Annotated in this window: 14 protein-coding genes and 2 pseudogenes; 8 read left to right on the forward strand and 8 right to left on the reverse strand. The window is 70.1% G+C overall.

Annotated elements, in window-relative coordinates:
• Positions 1 to 6: 6 nt before the first annotated feature.
• The 3 genes from ABZ887_RS45495 to ABZ887_RS45505 all read right to left on the reverse strand — a co-directional run bounded on the left by ABZ887_RS45495 (position 7) and on the right by ABZ887_RS45505 (position 4,954).
• The gene (locus ABZ887_RS45495) at positions 7 to 1,683 is read right to left on the reverse strand and encodes a histidine kinase (protein WP_361304494.1); all 1,677 of its coding nucleotides are present in this window, start codon (positions 1,681 to 1,683) and stop codon (positions 7 to 9) included.
• A 107-nt stretch (positions 1,684 to 1,790) separates the two neighbouring features.
• Positions 1,791 to 2,750, reverse strand: a complete 960-nt coding sequence (locus ABZ887_RS45500; protein ID WP_361304497.1) for an LCP family protein — start codon at positions 2,748 to 2,750, stop codon at positions 1,791 to 1,793.
• A gap of 137 nt (positions 2,751 to 2,887) precedes the next feature.
• Complete coding sequence (locus ABZ887_RS45505) at positions 2,888 to 4,954, reverse strand: bifunctional polysaccharide deacetylase/glycosyltransferase family 2 protein (RefSeq protein ID WP_361304533.1); 2,067 nt, start codon at positions 4,952 to 4,954, stop codon at positions 2,888 to 2,890.
• A 349-nt stretch (positions 4,955 to 5,303) separates the two neighbouring features.
• On the opposite strand from ABZ887_RS45505, the gene ABZ887_RS45510 reads away from it, so the two are divergent.
• The 3 genes from ABZ887_RS45510 to ABZ887_RS45520 all read left to right on the forward strand — a co-directional run bounded on the left by ABZ887_RS45510 (position 5,304) and on the right by ABZ887_RS45520 (position 9,267).
• Positions 5,304 to 6,275, forward strand: coding sequence for an NADPH:quinone oxidoreductase family protein (locus ABZ887_RS45510; protein WP_361304500.1), 972 nt, complete (start codon positions 5,304 to 5,306; stop codon positions 6,273 to 6,275).
• 561 nt (positions 6,276 to 6,836) lie between these two features.
• A complete protein-coding gene (locus ABZ887_RS45515) occupies positions 6,837 to 7,775 on the forward strand; it encodes a hypothetical protein (RefSeq protein ID WP_361304503.1) in 939 nt (312 codons plus the stop codon).
• Between the two features lie 49 nt (positions 7,776 to 7,824).
• A complete protein-coding gene (locus tag ABZ887_RS45520; RefSeq protein WP_361304506.1) occupies positions 7,825 to 9,267 on the forward strand; it encodes an RICIN domain-containing protein in 1,443 nt (480 codons plus the stop codon).
• 90 nt (positions 9,268 to 9,357) lie between these two features.
• Here ABZ887_RS45520 and ABZ887_RS45525 read toward each other — a convergent pair whose 3' ends face one another.
• A complete protein-coding gene (locus ABZ887_RS45525) occupies positions 9,358 to 11,625 on the reverse strand; it encodes a LuxR C-terminal-related transcriptional regulator (protein ID WP_361304509.1) in 2,268 nt (755 codons plus the stop codon).
• Between the two features lie 237 nt (positions 11,626 to 11,862).
• A complete protein-coding gene (locus ABZ887_RS45530; RefSeq protein ID WP_361304512.1) occupies positions 11,863 to 12,885 on the reverse strand; it encodes a 2-dehydropantoate 2-reductase N-terminal domain-containing protein in 1,023 nt (340 codons plus the stop codon).
• 134 nt (positions 12,886 to 13,019) lie between these two features.
• Here ABZ887_RS45530 and ABZ887_RS45535 point away from each other — a divergent pair, with 134 nt between their 5' ends.
• A complete protein-coding gene (locus ABZ887_RS45535; RefSeq protein ID WP_361304515.1) occupies positions 13,020 to 13,613 on the forward strand; it encodes a TetR family transcriptional regulator in 594 nt (197 codons plus the stop codon).
• 224 nt (positions 13,614 to 13,837) lie between these two features.
• Here ABZ887_RS45535 and ABZ887_RS45540 read toward each other — a convergent pair whose 3' ends face one another.
• Positions 13,838 to 14,449 (reverse strand): TetR/AcrR family transcriptional regulator C-terminal domain-containing protein, encoded by a 612-nt coding sequence (locus ABZ887_RS45540; RefSeq protein ID WP_361304518.1) that lies wholly within the window; start codon positions 14,447 to 14,449, stop codon positions 13,838 to 13,840.
• 152 nt (positions 14,450 to 14,601) lie between these two features.
• Between ABZ887_RS45540 and ABZ887_RS45545 the strand changes: the two genes are divergently transcribed.
• From ABZ887_RS45545 to ABZ887_RS45555, 3 genes are all read left to right on the forward strand, one after another.
• Entirely contained in the window at positions 14,602 to 16,257 is a 1,656-nt protein-coding gene (locus ABZ887_RS45545; RefSeq protein WP_361304521.1) for an amidohydrolase, read from the forward strand.
• An 82-nt stretch (positions 16,258 to 16,339) separates the two neighbouring features.
• On the forward strand, positions 16,340 to 17,827 hold the full coding sequence (locus tag ABZ887_RS45550) for an APC family permease (protein WP_361304524.1): 1,488 nt from the start codon (positions 16,340 to 16,342) through the stop codon (positions 17,825 to 17,827).
• A 107-nt stretch (positions 17,828 to 17,934) separates the two neighbouring features.
• Positions 17,935 to 18,885, forward strand: coding sequence for a hypothetical protein (locus ABZ887_RS45555; protein WP_361304527.1), 951 nt, complete (start codon positions 17,935 to 17,937; stop codon positions 18,883 to 18,885).
• Positions 18,886 to 19,097: 212 nt separating this feature from the next.
• Here ABZ887_RS45555 and ABZ887_RS45560 read toward each other — a convergent pair.
• Together ABZ887_RS45560 and ABZ887_RS45565 are read right to left on the reverse strand one after the other, a co-directional pair.
• Positions 19,098 to 19,196: pseudogene (locus ABZ887_RS45560) on the reverse strand (DNA-binding response regulator); the annotation flags it as partial.
• A gap of 358 nt (positions 19,197 to 19,554) precedes the next feature.
• Complete coding sequence (locus tag ABZ887_RS45565; protein ID WP_361304530.1) at positions 19,555 to 20,025, reverse strand: nuclear transport factor 2 family protein; 471 nt, start codon at positions 20,023 to 20,025, stop codon at positions 19,555 to 19,557.
• Between the two features lie 68 nt (positions 20,026 to 20,093).
• On the opposite strand from ABZ887_RS45565, the pseudogene ABZ887_RS45570 reads away from it, so the two are divergent.
• A pseudogene (locus ABZ887_RS45570) lies at positions 20,094 to 20,366 on the forward strand (TetR/AcrR family transcriptional regulator); the annotation flags it as partial.

Consider the following 20,366-nt stretch of genomic DNA (forward strand, 5'->3'; position numbering starts at 1 on the left):
TGTGTCTCAGGGGGTTTCGGCGCCGTCTGCGCCGATCTCATAGCGGTCGACGCCGATCAGACGGTCCTCGCGGAAACAGAACCGGACGATCACGACCTGCTGCTCCACCAACCATTCCGTGGAGTACAGACAGGGACCGGCGGGCGACGGAGGTGACTCCACGGCCTGTGCGGCGAGCCGCGCCACGGGATCGTCGGCACCGATGACGGAGGTCACCTCGTCACGGGTCATACCGGGGGTCACCGCCTCCGACAGCGGCCTGTCCACCAGGCTGCGGTACTCCGCGGAGGACCAGGGCACCAGGTAGAGCGATACGGCGACCAGCGCGGCGACACCGACCAGGCCCACGGCGAACACCGCCGACGTCCCCAGCCGGACCCAGTGACCGAACGACGTAACTGACTTGACGGGGGCAGATGTGACCGGTGGCACCCGGTCGTCCACAACCGTCTCCGTCCGCCGGACACGCCCCGTGCGGCTGACGGGCACGACGGGCGCGCGCAGAGGCAGTTCGGCGCTCAGCCGGAAGCCGTCGTCCTCGGTGGGCCCGGCGGAGAAGACGCCGCCGAGCAAAGCCACTCGCTCCTGCACGCCGACGAGGCCCATTCCGGTGCCGGGCCCGAGCGGGATGCCGCCGGGGACCGGCCGGGGGGCGCGTCCGTTACGGACCTCCACACGGACGGTGTCCCGGCCGCGCTCGACCACGACCGTGACGACCGCACCGCACGCGTGCCGGTGCACATTCGTGAGCCCCTCAAGGACGACACGGTGCACGGCCCGGCGTACGGGCGCGGCGACCTCGCGCAGATCGTCGCCCCGCCACCGCAGACCGACGTCGACGCCCGCCGAGCGTGACTGCCCGACCAGCCCCGCGATGTCCGTGCGCAGACCGGTCTCCTCGACCGGCCGCAGTGCCGCGCCCTGGTGGTCCGTGGAGCGCAGGACGCCCAGGATCAGGCGCAGTTCGCGCATGGCGGTCTGGGCCGTGCCCCGGATCAGTCCGGCCTCGCCCCCGTCGGCCGCGCCGCTCTCGCCATCCTCCTCGCCCCTCGCCGTCCGTGATCTCCCCATCGACGCCAGCTCCAGGGCCCCCGCGTACTGGGCGATGAGACTGAGCCGATGGCCGAGCTGGTCGTGCATCTCCTGGGCTATCCGCGACCGTTCCTCGAGGCGTGCCGTCGACTGGGCCAGCCGGTAGTTCTCCTCCAGGAACAGCGCACGCTCCCGCAGCGCCAGGATCACCCGGTCCGCCGTTCCCAGCAGGGCCCGCACCCCGACCGGCAGGCCCAGACAGACCAGGGACATGGAGAGGTGAAACATCGTCACCACGGCTGTCGGCATGGGGCTGGAGAGCACGGCCACGCCGTAGCCGGTCACGGCGGCCACCTGCAAAACTGTGAACCGCCTTGCCACCGACCGGTGTTGCCCGCACAGACGGAACGCCGCCACCGCGACCGCGATGCCCGACGCGGGCCACCAGCCGAACTGGGCGGTCGCGGCGATCACCGCGACGGTCGGCGACCGGAGCCGGAGCAGGGTGGTGAGGACGGCACCGCCCACGGACGCCCAGATCCGTGTGGCGTCCGGAACGGAGTCCGCCGGAGTCCATTCGGGGGTGACCCACTGACTGGCCGACGTCCAGGTGATCAGCGCGACCAGGCCGAGCAGCCCGATCTCCCGCACGGCCCGTTCCGCCGGGTGCGCGCCCGGAGACGCCAGAGCCCGAGCCTCCCGCATGACACGGGATACGGTCGTCAGCCGCACCGCGTTCAGTACCGGTCCCGGGAGAGTCAGTCCGGGACGCCCGAGCCGACCGGCAGGTCGTTCCTCAGCGCCAGGAAGAGTTGTCGTGCCCGCGCGTCGTTCCACCGCACGGCGATCCCTTTGGAGGTACGGAACCGCACGTCGGACACGGGAACGTCGATCTGTCGGCCGCTGTCCGCGGAGGCGTCGCGTGCCGCCCGGAGCAGCGTGAGGAGTTCCGGCAGGCTCATGTCCTTGTCGACGACGAGCGTGTCGAGCACCGCTTCGGTCGCCGAGAGGAGCCGGGACGGGTCGAGCACGACATCGGACCGGGTGGCCCGCTGCGCGAGGGCGGCCAGGAACCTGCGCTGGTTCGCGGTGCGGCCCAGGTCGCCACGCGCCTCCTGTTTGCGCTGCCGGACGAACGAGAGAGCCGTCCTGCCGTCGAGGACCTGACAGCCCTGCCGTACGTCCAGGCCCGAGGACGGGTCCTCGATGTCACGGTCGACGCACATCTCCACACCGTCGACGGCGTCCACGACATCGACGAAGCCCCCCAGATCGATCTCCGCGTAGTGGTCGACGCGCAGGCCCGTGTTGAGTTCGACGGTCCTTACCAGCAGTTCGGGACCGCCCAGCGCGTACGCCGCGTTGAGCTTGTCGTCGGACGACGGGGTGGTCTTGCCGGTCTCGGGACGGAAGAACTCCGGGACGGTCACCCACGAGTCGCGTGGCAGACTCACCATCGTGCTGCTGTGCGCGCCGGTGTGCAGCAGGATCATCGAGTCGGTGCGGGCCCCCTGGAACGAACCGGTGCGCAGTTCCTTCCGGTCCGCCTCGCTCAGCCCCTCCCTGCTGTCGGAGCCCACGATGAGGTAGTTCGCGCCCCGGCCCAGCGGCGGCCGGTTGCCCAGGCTGCCGAGATCGACCTGCCGGTTGAGCGCGGAGTCGGCCCAGAGGTAGGCGCCGACCTGCGTGAGCTGGAGGACGACGGCGAGGAGCAGCAAGGTACGTCCGATCCGTCGGGCGGGGCTGCGGCGGACACGCACCGCGCGTCGCCTGGATGTGAGGCGGAAGTGGGTCTCCCGCGCGGCGGTTCGGGCTTCAGGCGTGACCACTCCTGAGGCGAGTCGCTGTTCGGACATCACCCGTCCCTCCGTGTACCGGTTGTCGCACGGGGCATCTGGCCCGCCAGTCCGGCGCGGTGCTGACGCTGCCATCTCAGTCTTCCGCCGACCGCCAGCGTGACCAGGGACTGGATGACGACCAGGTACATCAGTTGCCGATAGACGAAGGACTGCAGGGGCATCGCCCACAGTGCCCGGGCCGGTTCCCCGTCCAGCCGCAGCGCGTAGCCCGCGCAGAGCATCTCCAGGGCCAGGAAGCCGAGCCACAGCGCGGCCGCCTGCGCGGGATCGCGGAAGAGCGCCCCGTACAGGGCGAAGACGTCGATGACCGGGGCGAAAAGCGGCAGAAGAACCTGGAAGAGTGTCAGATGGGCCAGCCCGCGTCGGCCGAATCGCCCGGCGGTACCCCGTTCGACGAGGGCCCGCCGGTGCTTGCACACCGCCTGGAGGGTGCCGTAGCACCAGCGGTAGCGCTGTCGCCACAGCTGGCCCAGTGAGACGGGGACCTCGGTCCAGGCGATCGCGGACTCCTCGTAGACCGCCCGCCAGCCGGCCCGCCACAGGGCCATCGTGAGGTCGGTGTCCTCGGCGAGGGTGTCGTCGCTGAGTCCGCCGACGTCGACGAGCGCCCTGCGGCGGACGGCGCTGATGGCGCCGGGCACCGTCGGCATGCACTGGAGCACATCGAGGGTACGGCGGTCGAGGTTGAAGCCGAAGACGTACTCCAGATGCTGCCATCTGGCCAGCAGGCGCCGCCGGTTGCCGACCTTGGTGTTGCCGCTGACCGCGCCGACGGCCGGGTCCGCGAACGGCTGGAGGAGCCGGTGGACGGCGTCCGGTTCGAAGATCGTGTCCGCGTCGACCATGACCACGATCTCGTGCGCCGCCCACGCCAGACCGTCGTTGAGGGCGGCGGCCTTGCCGCGGTGGGGGCGGCGCAGCACCGTCACCCGGGGATCGCCGACACCTTCGGCCACGGCGGCCGTCCGATCCGTCGACCCGTCGTCGATCACCAGGATCTGCAGATCCCGGTGGGTGGAGGAGAGCAGTGAGAGGACCGTGGACTCGATCCCTGCCTCCTCGTTGTACGCCGGGACGAGGACCGTCGCGGGAACGGACACCTCCTCGCGTGGGAAGCGGCCGCGACCGGTCGCCGCGCGGTCCACGCGCCGGACATGGACCCGGGCCAGGAGGGACAGCGACAGCAGCCGCAACGCGACCAGCGTCCCCACCACCGCGACCGCCCAGGTCATCCCGTCGGCCAGCGCCTGCCCGGTCTCTCCGGCCCAGAGCAGGACGGCGCCCTCCCGCCGCTCGGCGGCGGCCGCGGACGGGTTGGCCGAGGCGAGGCCGAGTCCGGCCGTCACCGTGGTGTACACCTCGGAGGGCTGGTGCCCGCGAAGCAGCCGCTCGGCCTCGCCGTACCCCAGACCGGTGTGGCCGAGCTGACGGACCGCTCCCCGCGCGGGCTTGCGGGACAGGGGATCGGCGGCCACCAGCACATATCCGTCGGCCGCCGCGCGCACCGCCGCCTCCCACTCCGCCCCGCACAGCGTGTCCACCGTGGTGGTCCCCGGCAGACGCAGCAGGGTGGTGCGTACTCCGGCCGTGCGGGCGAACACCCTTTGGGTGAGCGACAGTTCGAGCCGGGCACGGGTCCGGGACGCCGGACCCAGAGCGTCGCCGGTGTAGGTGTGGGACCCGATCTCGTGGCCCTCGGCGAGCAGTCGGCGTACCAGTTCCGGATGGTCGGCCGCCCGGGCCCCGTCGAGGAAGAAGGTGGCCTTCGCCCCGCGCGCACGCAGCAGGGCCATGAGCCGTGGGGTCCAGACGGGGTCCGGCCCGCCGTCGAACGTGAGCGCCACGGTACGCGGGGGCAGCCGGGCCGACGTCACCCTGTCGTCACCGATCCACAGCAGTGGCCCGCCTTCGTCCACGGCCTTCGGCACCGGCCGCGCGCACGCGAGCCGCGCCCGCGAGGCGTCCACCTCGTTGTGGGTCCAGCCCTCGAAGAGCAGGGCGGAGAGCAGGACGAAGAGCAGAACCGACAGCAGAAGCCAGTGCCCACGGGGGGGGTGGGGGATACAGCGTGCCGACCCTTCATCCTGCGGCGCCCTCTCGTCGGATTCGCGATGCGTCGATGTCCTGGTTCCGCAGCAGAATGGCGTGGCGAACCCGCGTACCGCGTCTACCGAACGGGCCGAGCGCCTCTGCCGACCGGCACAGACGCTCGGGGTACGGCGGACGGTGTGAACCTCGGGGCGGGAGCCGAGTGAAGGTGCGTGGGAGAGGCGGTTCACTCACTGAGCGCTCAGTGGGCGTTCGAGGTCGGCGCGGGCAGACGTCTCAAACTGCTCTGCCGTCTTTGTCACCCGGGTGCACTTCTGGAACTCTGACCCCACGGCGCGGAAGGCGCGGTTCCGTGGAGGTCCCATGCAGGCATGGCACGTGAGCGTGAGCGGTGAGCCGAGCGATGTGATGCGGCTCGCGGAGGTGGAACGGCCCACGCCTGGCGCGGGACAGGTGCTGCTGAAGGTGCGCGCCGCGAACGTCAACTTCCCCGACGCGCTGCTGTGCCGGGGCCAGTACCAGGTCAGACCACCGCTGCCGTTCACGCCCGGCCTGGAGTTCTGCGGCGAGACGGAGGACGGACGGCGGGTGATCGCCACCCCGGTGCTGCCGCACGGCGCGTTCGCCGAGTACGCGATCGCGGACGCCGTCGACGTGCTGCCCGCTCCCGACGCGCTCGACGACGCCGAGGCCGCGGCGCTGCACGTCGGTTATCAGACGGGCTGGTTCGCGCTGCACCGGCGGGCCCGGATCGAGGCGGGTGAAACCCTCCTCGTCCACGCCGCCGCAGGAGGGGTCGGCAGCGCCGCCGTACAGCTCGGCAGGGCCGCCGGAGCCAAGGTCATCGGCGTCGTCGGCGGGGCGCGGAAGGTGGCCGCAGCACGCGAACTCGGGTGCGACGTCGTCATCGACCGGCTGACGGAGGACGTCATCGCCGCCGTGAAGGAGGTCACGGGCGGCCGGGGCGCGGACGTGATCTACGACCCGGTCGGCGGCGAGGCATACGTACAGTCCACGAAGGTCGTCGCCTTCGAAGGGCGCATCGTAGTGGTGGGCTTCGCCGGCGGATCCGTCCCGCGCCCGGCCCTGAACCACGTCCTGGTCAAGAACTACTCCATCCTCGGTCTGTACACCGGCCGGTACAGGACCGAGAACCCGAAACTGGTCCAGCACTGCCATGAACAGCTCACCGAGTTGTCCGCGCAGGGGGCGATCAGGCCGATGGTCAGTGAGCGCGTGCCGCTGGAGCGGGCAGCGGACGCCGTACAGCGCGTGGCCGACGGCCTGACCATCGGCAGGGCGGTCGTATTGGCGGGGAGCGACACCGCGGCGTGAAAGCCGCCGCGCCCGCCGGCCCGGGGCCGGTCGGGCGCGCACGCAGGTACGGGTGGCATGGCCGGCGCCGGCGGAGGCGAGTCCGGCGACCGCCTCGGGCACCGGGCTGGAAGCGCGCCCGGCTCTTCGCCGCCAAGGAGTACGGCGACCTCGTCCATCGGTGCGCGTAACGAGGTCGCCGTAACGGTCGGCTACCGGACGCCTCGATGGACCTCGACGGCACTTGAGGGGACCGCAGACGCACGACTCAGGAGAGTTCCGGCCAAGGCCCCGGAGATCGTGATCCAGGTACGGACCTCGTAGAACTACCGGTACCGGGGGGCCGACGCCGCCCCGATGCTTGTCGACGTGGACGCACGACGGCGGACATGACACATCGGTGGCACGGATCGTCCGTCGGCACAAGCAGTCGCTTGCGATCCCGCCTTGCAACCGCTCCTTCGTCACCGGCCAGGCCGGCTCCAGGCGGGACACGCAGCCCCGTCGGCAGACGGCCCCCACCGGCCAGACGGACCGGCCGCACTAGGGCTCTCGAGTACTCCCAACCAGTCCGGAGCACACATGATCAAGCGAATCACGCTACGCACAAGAAGGCGTACGGCAACCGGGACCTCCGTCGTCCTGGGGCTCCTCCTGGCCCTCCTGGCCATCGCCTTCCTCCAGTCACCGCTGGGAACCACGAGGGCAACGGCCGCGACGAGCGGAGACTGCCCGGGGGGTTCCACTTCGGGACAGGCGTCTTCGAGCTGTTCCAACCTGCATAACGCGCAGCTTCGAACCCAGAGGTATTTCCCGGGGATGCTGTACCGCGGTGACTCCCGGACGCCGTACACGCTGTTCAACACCGGATTCGGTGCACGCGGGGGCAACAACGACCTCGTCGCGCATGTCCAAGGCGACCGGGCCGGCAACAGCAACTACATTTCGACAACCGGGACACTCGGCGTCGCAATGCCGTTCGCTCAGAGCCAGGGACTGCGCAACCTGGAAAGCGCCGCCCGAATCCGCTGCCAGCAGATACAAGCCGCGAACAACGCACGACGGGGGTGGGTCTCGAGAATATTCCCGTCGAACTGCAACGGGACGCAGGTGGTGGCCGCCGAGAGCTACGTCTACTTGATCGACCCCCATTTGGCCAGGAACGCACTGTACGTACCGGACCAGATCCGCGGGAACGCGAACCTCTACAACCACTACGCGTCCCAGGACGAATGGGCTTTCGTCCATCGAATTCCGCGCGAAGCGATCCAGGGCGTCCGTGTCTACCGGATGACCGCACGAACCAACAACGGCCTGATAGACACGCGCTCCATCACCTTCGCCTACGACCGCTTCATCATCAATCCCCACTATGCGCAGGTGACGATCAACTACAACCCCAGCAGCGACGGGAGCTCCAACTTCGTCTACTCCTCGAACCTGAACATTCCCGGACTTCCCGCGAACCCGTACACCCGTGGCTGCAGCGCCATCACCCGGTGCAGAGGCGGCGGAAACTGATGACGCGAGAAATGAGAGAACCGGACCCCGAGAAGAAGGAAATCGCATCGTGAAGAACAACCAGCGAAATTCGGCGGTCCGGGTCGGCGCCTCGCCCCGCCGGGGGATCCGTGGCGGCCTCCTCGCCGCCCTGACCCTCGTCGCCGCGAGCACCCTGACCTTCGCCGCGCCGGCCCACGCCGTCACGGCGGACAGCGTCTGGGAGCAGGTGGCGGCCCTGGCCGACTACGACGGCGCCATCGCCGCCTTCGACGACCCCAACATCGGGCCGGTGATCATCTTCCCGAAGGACTACACCGGGGACATCGACCACCTTCAGCCGCCGCCGAACTGGAAGGACTCCACCGGAGCCACTCCCACCAGCTGGCCCACGCCCACCACCGCGAAGAGTGTCCTCTTCACCAGCGACGACATCAGCGACATCATCAGTGCGGCCTACGCGGCAGTGCAGCCCGAGGGCGACCTGACCTACGAGCTCCTCGTGACCTACGACGGGCCGACCGACCGGGTGGTGGTGCAGACCAACGCCCCGGCCTCGGTCACCGACCCTCTGGCCGGCACGTACTCCGGCAAGATCGTCATCGACCGGACCACGCCCGAGCAACCGCAACTCGCCAAGTGCGACCCGGCGCACGGGCCCCTCACGTCGGGCTACATCTCCGACCCGCTGACCCAGCTGCAAGCGCTGGCCAACTTCAACTGCGCCATCTCGTACTTCAACGACCCCGTCATCGGGCCGGTGATCATCTTCCCGAAGGACTACGCCGGGGACATCGACAACCTTCCGAAGCCGACGAACTGGACCGACGCCGGCGGACAGGCACCGAGCAGCTGGCCCACCCCCACCACCGCGCACAGCGTGCTGTTCACCACCGCCAAGTTGAAGGAGGTCAGCGAAGCCGCCTACGCCCAGCTCGCCCCCAACGACACCAACACCTACAACACCTTCGTCTACTACGACGGCATGAGCGACCGGATCGTGGTGGTCACCGCCGCTCCATCCTCGCTCACCAACCCACTGCTCAGCAGCTATCCCGGCATGATCACGATCAAGCCCAGCCCGAGCAACAACGTCCGCCTGATCAACGTCAACAGCGGCAAGGCCCTCAACGCGGCGAACTGCGGTACCGCCGACGGAACCACCACCAACCAGCAGGCCAACCAGAACGACACCTGCCAGCAGTGGCAGTTCGCCCCCACCACGGACGGCCACTACACCATCACCAACGTCAACAGCGGCAAGGCGCTCGAGAACACGCAGTGTGCGACGGCGAGCAGTTCGGTGATGGACCTGGTGACGCCCGCCGACACCGCCTGCCAGAAGTGGGACTTCGTCCAGGGGGATGACGGCCACTACACCATCACCAACGCCACGAGCCACCTGGCCATCGACGTGGCGGACTGCGGAACGACCGACGGTACTCTGGTCCGCCAGTGGACCGCGCTCGGCAACTCCTGCCAGAAGTGGGACATCGCGCTGGTCAACCCCTGATCGCCTCCGGCCGTACTACGACGGTCCGCCGGCTCCGCCGGCGGACCGTCGCGCACGATCGAGGCCAGCGGTTCCCGTCCGGCACTCAGTTCAGTCGATCGGCCCATGGGAGGACACCCACCAGCCCGCGATACGGGCGCGGGTTCCGAAGCCGAGCTTGGCGCGGATGTTCCCCACATGGAAGTCGACCGTGCGCAACGAGAGGACCAGCCTGGCGGCGATCTGCCGGTTGCTCATGCCTTTGGCCACCAACGCCGCCACCTCCAGTTCCCGAGGCGTCAGGGGACCGTGAGCGGGGGCCTGGGCGGCCGGTTCGATGCTTTCGGCCAGGGCGCAGTCGATGGCCTGGCTGGGGCTGTCGTGGCCGCCGCCGACCGCGAGCGCCTTCTCGTACGCCTCCGGCCCCAGTGCTCGTACGACCGACTGCTCGCACCTCGTATGATCCTCGCCCAGTGGCGGACCGAAGGCGGAGATGTCCGTACCCACATCACGCCACAGCTTGCGCACGGAGCCCAGTATCCGGCCGGCCCGCTCGTACTCCCCGCGAGAAGCGACGATCCAGGCGAGTGTCTCCAGCATCAACGCCGCACTGAACGGCTCGTTGAAGCCCCGCTCGATCTCGAGCGCGGCCCGGATCAGAGCCAGGGCCTCCTCGTGTTCACCCTGCCGCCAGGCGCAGCGGCTCAGCGTCCACATCGCGTGCGCGCGCGCCCACCGCTCACCACGTGCCTCCGCCAACGCGACCGCACGTCGGCCCGTCTCGGCCCCGAGCGGATTTCCCAGGTCCAGCTGAACCGCGGCCAACTGGAACAGCACGAACACGGCCGAGGCCTCCCCCTCGGCCGCAGTGTGGGCAGCAACCGCGCGCTCGAACAACGGCACTGACTCCGCCCACCGCCCCTGGAACGACACCAGTGAGCCACGAAAGCCCACGACACTTGCGCACAACGCGCGATCCTCCTGCTGCTCGGCCAGTTGCCCGGCCTCGGCCAGCCACCGGTCGGCCACCGCGTGGTCGCCCTGCAGCAGCGCCACCCAGGACCCGGCGCACAGCGCCCGGGCGCGAGCCGGGGTCGGTTCGGGCGCGGCGGCGAGCGCACGATCGAGCTGCCGCCGCCCTTCGGCGACGAATCCGCCGGCGCACCAGTGGTAGCGCAGCGCCGCGGCCAGCGCGAGGGTGACCTGCGGGTCATAGCCATAACTCAGCGCGGCCAGCAGATTGGCATGCTCGGCACGCAGGCGGCTCAGGGCCTCCTCCTGGCCGGGGCCGTACCAGCCGTCGGCGATGCGCTCGGCGAGGGCGAGGTGGAAGTCGCGGTGCCTTCGCAGCAGGCCCTCCTCCTCTCCGGACTCGGCGAGCCGCTCGCGGCCGTACTCGCGGATCGTCGCCAGAAGCCGGTAGCGGGGCATGCCCTCGACTTCCGTGGGCAGGACGACGGACTGGACCACCAGCCGGTCGAGGACATCCAGCACCTCCTGCACGGGAAGGCCGTCTCCGGCGCAGACGTCCTCGGCCGCGTCCAGGCCGAAGTCTCCGGCGAAGACCGACAGCCGGTTCCACAGCAGCCGCTCGGCCGGGGAGCACAGTTCGTAACTCCATTCCATCGCCGCGCGCAGGGTGCGCTGCCGAGGCCGCGCGGTCCGGCTGCCCCCGGTGAGCAGCGTGAAACGATCCTCCATACGGTCCACGGCCTGTTCGACGGTGAGCGTACGCAGCCGGGACGCGGTCAGCTCTATGGCGAGCGGCAGCCCGTCCAGCTCGTCGCACAGCCGGGTGATCGTGTCCCAGTTGGCGTCGGTGATACGGAAATCGGGACGTACGGCGCAGACGCGGTCTCGCAGGAGTTCGACCGCCTCGTCCGGCACCTTCAGGGGCGGCACGGTGAACACGTGCTCACCGACGATGCCGAGCGTCTGGCGGCTCGTGGCCAGGATGCGCAGCCCGGGGCAGGCCGACAGTAGCCCGCTTGCCAGTTCGGCGCAGGCGTCGACCAGGTGCTCGCAGTTGTCGAGCACGATCAGCGCCCGTCGATCGGCCAGGCGCTCGGCGAGCCGGTCGAGGGCGGGTCTGTCGCCCAGGTCCGCGATGCCCACAGCGGCGGCGGTCGTGGTCGCCACCGCCGACGGGTCCCGCACCGGTGCCAGGTCGACCAGCCACGTCCCGTCGGAGAAGGCTTTCCTGGCCGCGGCTGCCACTTCCAGCGCCAGCCGCGTCTTGCCCACTCCGCCCGTCCCGGTGAGCGTGAGCAACCGCGCCGAGCCGAGGACACGGCGCACCTCGGCGATGTCATGGCTCCTGCCCACAAACGTGGTGAATGTCTCGGGCAGGTTGCCCTTGCACGACGCCAGGACGGTCATGTCAGTCGCCTTTCACCAACTCCGCACCGCGTCCGCACACTCACTCGCCTGCTGGTCGGCGGCCGTACGCGCGCCAGGGTAACAACTAACATGTTAGATATCACAGCCTTGACATCTCGGTACAGATCGATCCTGTCGCCGGCCGGAGCGGTCATGCGTAGCGCCTTTGGCAGGCCGACACCAAAGCCCAGGCAGGTCTCTCCGCCGCGCCCTTCCCGTCGGCCGCCAAGTGATCACCTAGATGGCGGCAGGTGCCTCCAACCGGCTCAACAGTGTCTGGAGCGCGGGCATGGGGTGGCCACAGCTGCGGCCCTCGGCCAGGCAGTCGTACATGGTCGCGACGTCCTGGGCGCGGACCTTGCCGCCGTGATGGAACCGGTTGAACGCCTGGTAGTCCAGCGGCAGCATGTCCCGCTCAATGGCCTGGTGCGTTCGGGCGGTCTCGACCGGCCCCATGGCCTTGGCCATATGTGCGCCGGTCCGGCCGTACCGCGGGAGAGTCATGATCTCGGCCTGAGCGCGACACGCCAGATCCCAGAGCTCCTCGTCCCGGACGAGGGTGGTGAAGTCCGGCCACCCGGCCAGTTCGGCGGCCGCGTAGACCGGCGAGGCTGCGGTGCAGAAGACGTCGTCGACCTCACGGCTGACCTGTGCGCACTCCGACACGCCGCTGCGCTCGTACAGCTCGGCGAAACGCTGCGCGGCGGTGGCGTTGCCCGTCTCGATGCGAAAGCCGATCCGGTTCGTCGGGTGCCCGTAGCAGACGTTGGCCAGGGCCACCCGTGCCGGATCCGTGGGTGGATGGACCGGCAGGTCGGCCGAGGCCTGGTGGCTGAGCATGCCGAGGAATCCGTGGGTGAGCCGGTCGTCGTCGACACCGAGGGTCTCACGGTGGTGCTCACGGACGCCGAGGCCGAAACCGCAGATGACGACGTGCGCGTCGCAGGCTCGCACCAGCTTGCCCAGGCCGCGCAGCAATTCGACGCCTTCCGGCGTCCGGCTGGTGTGGCCGTCCAGCGTGATGACGACGAACTGGAAACCCGTGCCCGCCAGCTCCGTGACATCGTCGACGACGCGGTAGGTGTCGAATGTCTTCAGTTCCGCGTCGTCATAGCAGTACAGCCGCTGTGCGGAGCCCAGCACGGATTTCCGGCCGGGCCGCACGAGGAAGGTGACGTCGGCCCCCGCCAGGCCGAGGTGGTAGCCGACGGGTAGTCCCGTCGCTCCAGCACCGACGATGAGGACGGATGGGGTGTTCATGCGATACCTCCGGTGGAAATCGTTGAACCACGACTGCACCTCCGGAACGATACCGCACACATGAAACCGAGTGTCAGAAGCGATTCATGGTGCCGTAATTGCAATTACGCTTCTGTCGACAGTAGAGTCACAGCGTGCCCCCTGCCGAGACGCGAACCACCACCCGAGACATCGCACGCGGTGCCGTACGAGCCGAACTGGCCCGGGCCGCCTTCGGCCTGTTCCGCAGCGAGGGCTACGAGAACGTCACCGTGAACGACCTCGCCGCGGCGGCCGGTGTGTCACGCAGCACGTTCCTGCGCTACTTCGGCAGCAAGGAGGAGGCCGTTCTCGGCGTCTTCGACACGCATGGCGAGCACGTCGCCGCCGCGCTGTCCGCCCGCCCGGTGGCCGAGGACGACTGGACCGCGCTGCGCCGCGCTCTGGACACCGCGCTGGAGCACTACCGCCGGGACCCGGACAGCGCGCTCGCGATGACGAGGCTGGTGAAGGACACCCCGGCACTGTGCGCGAGCCGGCTGGGGAAACAGAGCGGCTGGCGGCCGGCACTGGCCAACGCACTGGCCGAACGCACGGGGTCGGCCGAGCAGCCGACGCTGACCCACGCAGTGCGCGTCGCCGCGGCGCTGGACTGCCTGAACGTCGCCCTTGACCACTGGACCGACTCCGACGGCCGTCTCGACCTCCCATCCCTGCTGGACGAGGCGTTCGCGGCCCTCACGCACTGACCCCCTCCGCCGCCAGGCAGGGCTGCCGCAACCCCGATTGTCGGGGTGCGCGGGGCTGAGTTGTCACTGAGATTCATGGACCTCGTCCGCGAACAGTACTGGCCTGGCGCCAGACGTCCACCGCGGCAACGAGGTCGTCGCCGCGTGCGAGGCGCGGGGGAACCAGGGCACCGAGATACAGGCCGCAGGACCGGTCGAGAGAGGGGCGACGCACACGACTGCCGTCAGCGGCGCAGCAGGTCGCGGAATCCGGTGAGCAGGGCGCGCAGCCCGAGATCGAAGGCCAAGGTGGCGCGGCTGCGGTCGGCGGGGGTCTGGTCGAGTACGGCGCTGAGGTGCGGAGTCGTGTCGCGGGCGACGTCGGAGACCATCACGGGCGGCGCCACCAGGTCGAGGGCAGAGCCGAGGACGAAGCTCTCCAGTGCGGTGATCAGCGGCATGACCTCGTTGGTTGCGAAACCGGCACCCAGGAGCAGCTCCGCGACCTTCTCGTACATCGCGTGCATGAAGGGTTCGGCCAGCGGGGCGGTGGCGAGCAGGGGTACCGCCCCCGGGTGGGCGGCGAAGGCGGCGAGGTAGGAGCGGGCCCAGCCTTCCAGCGCCTTCTCCCAGGGCCGAGACCAGTCCTGGTCGCCTCCGGTCGTCAGCGCCAGTTCCTCCCGCATCAGCGAGATGATGTCGTCGCGGCCGGCGACGTGGTGATAGAGCGCGGACGGGGCGACGCCCAGGGCTTTGGCCAGGGCCGGAATGGAAAGAGCGCCCTTCTCGTCGGCCAGGCGCAGTGCCGCGACCCCGATGCGCCGACGGTCCAGCAGGGGTGTACGCGGCCGTCCCACGATGGCTCCTCGTCTTCGTATGCCGTAACCCAGAAGTTACCGAATGGCATTCAGTAAAACTCTTCCCAGTCGCCTGGACGGCGCCTACATTACCGGAAACCGAACACCTTTCAGTTAGGTGGTCGGCCGAAGGAAAGGCACCGCCTCACGCCATGCACGCCGACATCGTCTTCACGGGAGGAATCGTCCGGACCGGGGCCTCGGATGCCCCCGTCCACGACGCCCTCGCCGTCACCGACGGCCGGATCACCGCCCTCGGCGCACAGGCGCTGGCCGCCCGGGGACCGCGTACCGCCGTCGTCGACCTGGCCGGCGGCGCCCTGCTGCCGGCGTTCGGCGACGGACACGTGCACCCCGTGATGGGAGGGCTGGGGCTGGCCGGGGTACCGGTCCGGGACTGCACCAGCGCCGACGAGATCGTCGAGGTCGTACGAGGCTGGGCCGCCGCACACCCCGAGACGGAGTGGATCACCGGTGACGGCTTCGACCCGTGGCTCGCCCCCGACGGCCGGTTCGACGCCCGGTGGCTGGACGCCGCCGTACCCGACCGTCCCGTCGTCCTGCGCACGATGGACCACCACACCGCGTGGGTGAACAGCGAGGCCCTGCACCGGGCCGGTTACACCGCCACAACCCCGGACCCGGCGGGCGGGGAGATCCTGCGCCGGGACGGATCCGCCGAGCCGCTGGGCACCCTGCGCGAGTTCGGCGCCCTCGGCCCGGTGCTCGCCCTCATCCCCACGGCGTCCCACGACACACAGGTGGCGGCGCTGCGCGAAGCCGCCGCCCGGTTCGCCGCGGCCGGCGTGACCTGGGTGCAGGACGCCTGGGTCGAACCACACCAGGCCGACGTCTGGATCACCGCCGCGACCACCGAGCCGGGGCTTCCCGTACGAGCCGACCTCGCCTTCGTCCTCGAACCCGACGGTTGGCGCGAGCGCATCCTCCGGTTCACCGCGGACCGGGACAAGGTCGAGAGCTCCGCTCCCGGGCGGCTGAGCGCACGGAGCGTGAAGTTCTTCGCCGACGGCGTCATAGAGTCCGGCACCGCCGCCCTCCTCGAGCCCTACACCGACTGCCCGCACTCGCACGGCATCGCCAACTGGGCCCCCCAGGAACTCGCCGCGGCCGTCACCGCCGTCGACGCACTCGGCTTCCGTCCCCACCTCCACGCGATCGGCGACGGCGGAGTACGGGTCGCCCTGGACGCGATCGAGGCCGCCGCCCGCACCAACGGCGCCCGCGACCGCCGTCCGGTCATCGCCCACGCCCAGCTGATCGACCCCGCCGACCTGGCCCGGTTCGCCGCACTCGGCGTGGTCGCCAACCTCCAGCCGCTGTGGGCCCAGCCCGACCCTCTGATGACCGAGCTGACCCTGCCGAGGATCGGCCCGGAACGCGGCGGGCGGCAGTACCAGACCGCAGCCCTGCTCGCCTCCGGCGCGCGGCTCTCGTTCGGCAGTGACTGGCCGGTCACGGCCCATGAACCGCTGCGGGGCATCGCCACCGCGGTCACCCGCCAGACACCCGAGGGAATTCCCGAGGGCGGCTGGCTCCCCGAGGAGCGGATAGACATCGACACCGCCCTCGCCGCCTACTCCGCGGGATGCGCCTACCAGGCGTTCGAGGAGAAGGAATGGGGCGCGCTGCGTCCCGGAATGCGCGCCGACCTGGTGCATCTCGCCGCCGATCCGGCCGGGACCGCCCCCCGGGACCTCGCGCACCTCCCCGTCCTGGGCACCTGGCTCGCCGGCCGGCGTACCCACGACGCCCCCACTCCCCACGGCACGCGGGCCGGGAGACGATAGACCCACGTCGTCGTCACGACCGGTCCACGTCTCCCTGCCGCATCGCTCGCTCCACGCTCACCCACACCACGCGGAGACCTCCATGACCGAGCCCCTCGTTCCCACCGCTCCCCATCAGCCACCACCGGCCGGGGGGACGGACCAGAGCCCTCACCTCCAGCGCGGCAGCCTCGGCGTCGCGGACATCGTCTTCTTCGTCGTCGCCGCGGCTGCCCCGCTCACAGTGATGGCCGGCGTGGCTCCCCTCGCCATCCTCTTCGGCGGCATCGGCGCCCCGGTCGCCTATCTCGCCGTCGGCGTGGTGCTGGTCCTGTTCGCGGTCGGGTTCACGGCGATGACGCCGTACATCCGCAACGCCGGCGCCTTCTACTCGTACATCGCCCGAGGTCTCGGACGTCCGGCGGGGCTGGGGGCGGCGTTCCTCGCGGTGTTCTCGTACAACTCCCTTCAGATCGGCATGTTCGGCGCCTTCGGCTTCTTCGCCTCCACCACCGCGAACGACCTCCTCGGCGTCGACCTGCCCTGGCCGGTGTACGCCTTCGCCGGGATCGCCGTCGTCTGGCTCCTGGGCTTCCGCTCCATCAACCTCGGCGCCAAGGTCCTGGCCGCCCTGCTGATCGCGGAAACCGCCATCCTGGTGCTGCTCGCCGGCGCGGTCCTCGTCAAGGGCGGCGCGAGCGGGCTGACCTTCGACTCCTTCGCCCCCTCGAACGTCTTCGTCTCCGGGATGAGCGGACCCCTCGGTCTCGCCGTCGCCGCGTTCATCGGCTTCGAGGCCACCGCCATCTACCGCGAGGAGGCCCGTCACCCCGACCGCACCGTGCCCCGCGCCACCTACCTCGCGATCGGCTTCCTCGGCCTCTTCTACGCCTTCATCAGCTGGATCATCGTGCAGGCGTTCGGCAGCGACCAGGCCGTCGGCGCCGCCGCGAAGAACCCGGCGGAGATGTTCTTCACCGCCATGACCCAGTACGTCGGCGGCTGGGCGACCGACGTCCAGCGCGTCCTGATCGTCACCAGCGTGCTCGCCGCCCTGCTCGCCTTCCACAACGCCATCACCCGCTACGTCTACGCCCTGTCCGTCGAGAGTGTCGCTCCCGCGGCCCTGGGCCGGGTGCACCCCAGGCACGGCTCGCCGTGGGTGGCCGGTGTCGCCCAGAGCGTCCTGGCGGCCGTGGTCGTCGCCGTCTTCGCCGTGATCGGCGTCGACCCGTACACCAAGTTCTTCCTGTGGGTGAACACTCCCGGTGTGGTCGGCATCCTCGTGCTGCAGGCGGTGGCGGCCTTCGCGGTGGTCGCGTTCTTCCGCCGCAACTCCGCCGAGCACGGCGAGGGACCGCTCCGTACCCTCCTCGCGCCCGCCGCGGCCGGCGTCCTCCTCACCGCCGTCACCGTGCTGGTCTGCAAGCGCCTGGACCTGTTCACCGGCGCCGGCCCGACCGTCAACTGGTCGCTGGTCGCGCTCACCCCGGCGGTGTTCCTGGCCGGCGTGGCTCTCGCCGCACGCATCCGCCGCACCCGGCCCGATGTCTACGGCAAGCTGGCGACCACCGACGTCGACGCCGCCTGACGTGCGCACAGCGGCGGTCCCGGCTCCCGGCCGCAGGCCGGAACACAGGACCCCGCCCCGCACGATACGTCCGACCCACCAGACGCCCACGGAGAGGGTGAACGGTCATGATCCTCGGCCTGGGCAGAAAGCCGACACCACGCCTCGCCGCAGAACTCGACGACGCCGAACTCGGCCACGCATGCCGACAGCTCACCGGCAGGGGCACCGCACGGACCCTCGCCGCCCCGATCATCAAACGGCTGTTCAAGGACACCGGCCGTGACTGGGACCGCCGGGCCCACCGACTGGCCACCCTGGCGGCCGTGACGCGCCCGAGCATCCAGCGCTCCTGGGCCGAACAGCGTCCCGACCGCTCCGACGCGCAGACCCTGTTCGCCTGGGGAACCCTGGCACGCGGCACCCGCACGCCCCTGCCCCACGACGAGGTCGAGCAGGCATTCCGGGCCTGCGCGGCGGCGGCCCGCCTGGATCCCTACGACCCCAACCCGTGGGTGGTGCGCCTCGGGCTGCTCCGCCAGTGGCGCAGGCCGCGCACGGAGGTCTTCCCCATCTGGCGGGAAATCGTCACGAGAGACCCCTGGCACCGCGAGGCTCACCTGCAGATGTACGGCTACCTCTCACTCCGGGAGGGCGGCTCCCTCTCCCAGTCCATGGACTTCGTCGACCAGGTGAGGGCCACGGCCCCGGCCACGGCACCGACGGCCGGCCTCCCCCTGCTGCCATTGATCGACCGATACCACACCAACCGGTCCAAAGGGGGTGTTCAGGCACTCATGGCCGACCACCTGTGGAGCGGGTACGAAGCCACCGGGATCCTGGACCGGGCGCAGGCCAACTGGCCCGAGCCGGGTCACCTGCCGTACTCGGCGGCCCGCGCCGACCTCAACCTTCTGGCCTACGCGCTCTGCGCCGCCAGAGAACCGGCCCGCGCCGCCCCGGTCTTCCGCGCCATCGCCGGCATCGTCACCCCCTTCCCCTGGGCACACGACAGCCACGACCCCCTCATCGCCTTCACCACCGCCCAACGGTGGGCCGACGCTTCAACACCCCACTGATCAGCAACGCGACGAGCTGGATCAGGGGGAGACAGAACCCGCATCGAAGAGTGCTCCCGGAAGAGTGGCCCCCTCCTGGCGTGCAACGCTCAAGGACACTGCCCCTCTCGCCACACGATCGACCGCCGTAGGGACATCTGTGTCGGCTTCAGCCCACGACCGGCTGGACAGTGAGGCCGCCGTCGCGCGGGCGGACGGCATCAGCCGAACGGTCAGCCCGCGTCGAGTTCGAGCAGCCCGAGCCGGACGGCCTCGCTGACCATGCCGGCCCGGTTCTCGGTGCCGAGCTTGCGGTAGATCCGGACCAGGTGGGCCGCGCCGTCCCACTGGTCTGTGCCCGGTCCGGCGAAACCGACCTGACACGAGCCCAGTGGCGCACGTACATCCCCGATGCGCCGTACCACCGACTGTGTACTCGGCTCGGCGCAGATCCGGCTTGACGCTGGTGACGATCGCTCCCACACCTCCGCGCCCTGGCGCCGCAGCCCTTCCGACCTGCCCGAGCGGCCGGTTCACACCATCGCGCCCGAGGGTGAAGGTAGTCGCGATCTGCTCTTCGACCGCTTGCGCCCTCGGGCCATCCCCTTGCCTCCGTTGGCCGACAGCTCGGAGCGCCACGCGGTGCCTCGGACCGCAGTTCTCCGTTCCTCACGGTGAAACGCCGGCGAACTACATGGTGAGTCCCATGACCATCCCGTTCTCGGGGCCGGAGGTGAAGGCGTGGCCTTCACTCGTGACGTATTCGAGGAGCGAGCTCGAGATCCGCCATCCCCCGGCTTCCTTGAGGTACGTCTCATGGTAGTAGGCCCGTCCGCGGAACTCGCTCCCGTTGCCGGGGTGGACAAGGTGGTCGCGCAGCCACCACACGCCGCGCGCGGTGTCGGCGCCGGTGAGTTCGACCTTGAACTGATGGAGCTGGTGTGAGGTGGTCATGGGCTGGAGGTTCTTGGAGACCACGGAGACGAACTCGTCGAGCGGAAGTCTGGTCTCCCCGGTCTCGAAGACGAAGTCCGACGAGAAGCAGCGTCGCCACTCGTCCCACAGCTTGTGGTCCAGACACCAGGTGTAGTCGGCCTTCAGCTGCCTGAGTGCCTCGATGTCCTCAAGCCTCTGCACCCGGGCTTCGATGGTCTCGCTCATGACGTCCCTCGGTTCTCATGTGTACGGAAGCACATCCACCACAAGTGGAGGCTGCATCCGGTTAGGTTCTGCGACAATATGGAGGCAGCCTCCAAGGACTGGCCGATCCCGTACTGAGCGCGGTCAAGGAACAGACCGCGCCGCTCACCCTGACCTGCCAGAGCATGGAGGCCATCACCGGGGGCTTCCTCCGCCGGGCACAGGAGGCGGGCCGCGCCCGGAAGGACGTCAGCGCCCGCGACCTCTTCCTGTCCGCCCTCGCCCTGGCCTGGATCGAGGACTGCGCCGAGGATGGAGCCTCGGCGATCGGCTCGCTGGAGGACGTGATCGCCCACGGCTAC

Origin of the sequence: Streptomyces sp. NPDC047061, assembly GCF_040643955.1 — a bacterium.
Taxonomy (GTDB): Bacteria; Actinomycetota; Actinomycetes; order Streptomycetales; family Streptomycetaceae; genus Streptomyces.

Bases quoted from the DNA above. Each gene is read 5' to 3' on its own strand.
- ABZ887_RS45510 (WP_361304500.1), top strand. From the start codon at position 5,304: ATGCAGGCATGGCACGTGAGCGTGAGCGGTGAGCCGAGCGATGTGATG.
- ABZ887_RS45515 (WP_361304503.1), top strand. From the start codon at position 6,837: ATGATCAAGCGAATCACGCTACGCACAAGAAGGCGTACGGCAACCGGG.
- ABZ887_RS45525 (WP_361304509.1), bottom strand. From the start codon at position 11,625: ATGACCGTCCTGGCGTCGTGCAAGGGCAACCTGCCCGAGACATTCACC.
- ABZ887_RS45530 (WP_361304512.1), bottom strand. From the start codon at position 12,885: ATGAACACCCCATCCGTCCTCATCGTCGGTGCTGGAGCGACGGGACTA.
- ABZ887_RS45545 (WP_361304521.1), top strand. From the start codon at position 14,602: ATGCACGCCGACATCGTCTTCACGGGAGGAATCGTCCGGACCGGGGCC.
- ABZ887_RS45550 (WP_361304524.1), top strand. From the start codon at position 16,340: ATGACCGAGCCCCTCGTTCCCACCGCTCCCCATCAGCCACCACCGGCC.
- ABZ887_RS45555 (WP_361304527.1), top strand. From the start codon at position 17,935: ATGATCCTCGGCCTGGGCAGAAAGCCGACACCACGCCTCGCCGCAGAA.
- ABZ887_RS45565 (WP_361304530.1), bottom strand. From the start codon at position 20,025: ATGAGCGAGACCATCGAAGCCCGGGTGCAGAGGCTTGAGGACATCGAG.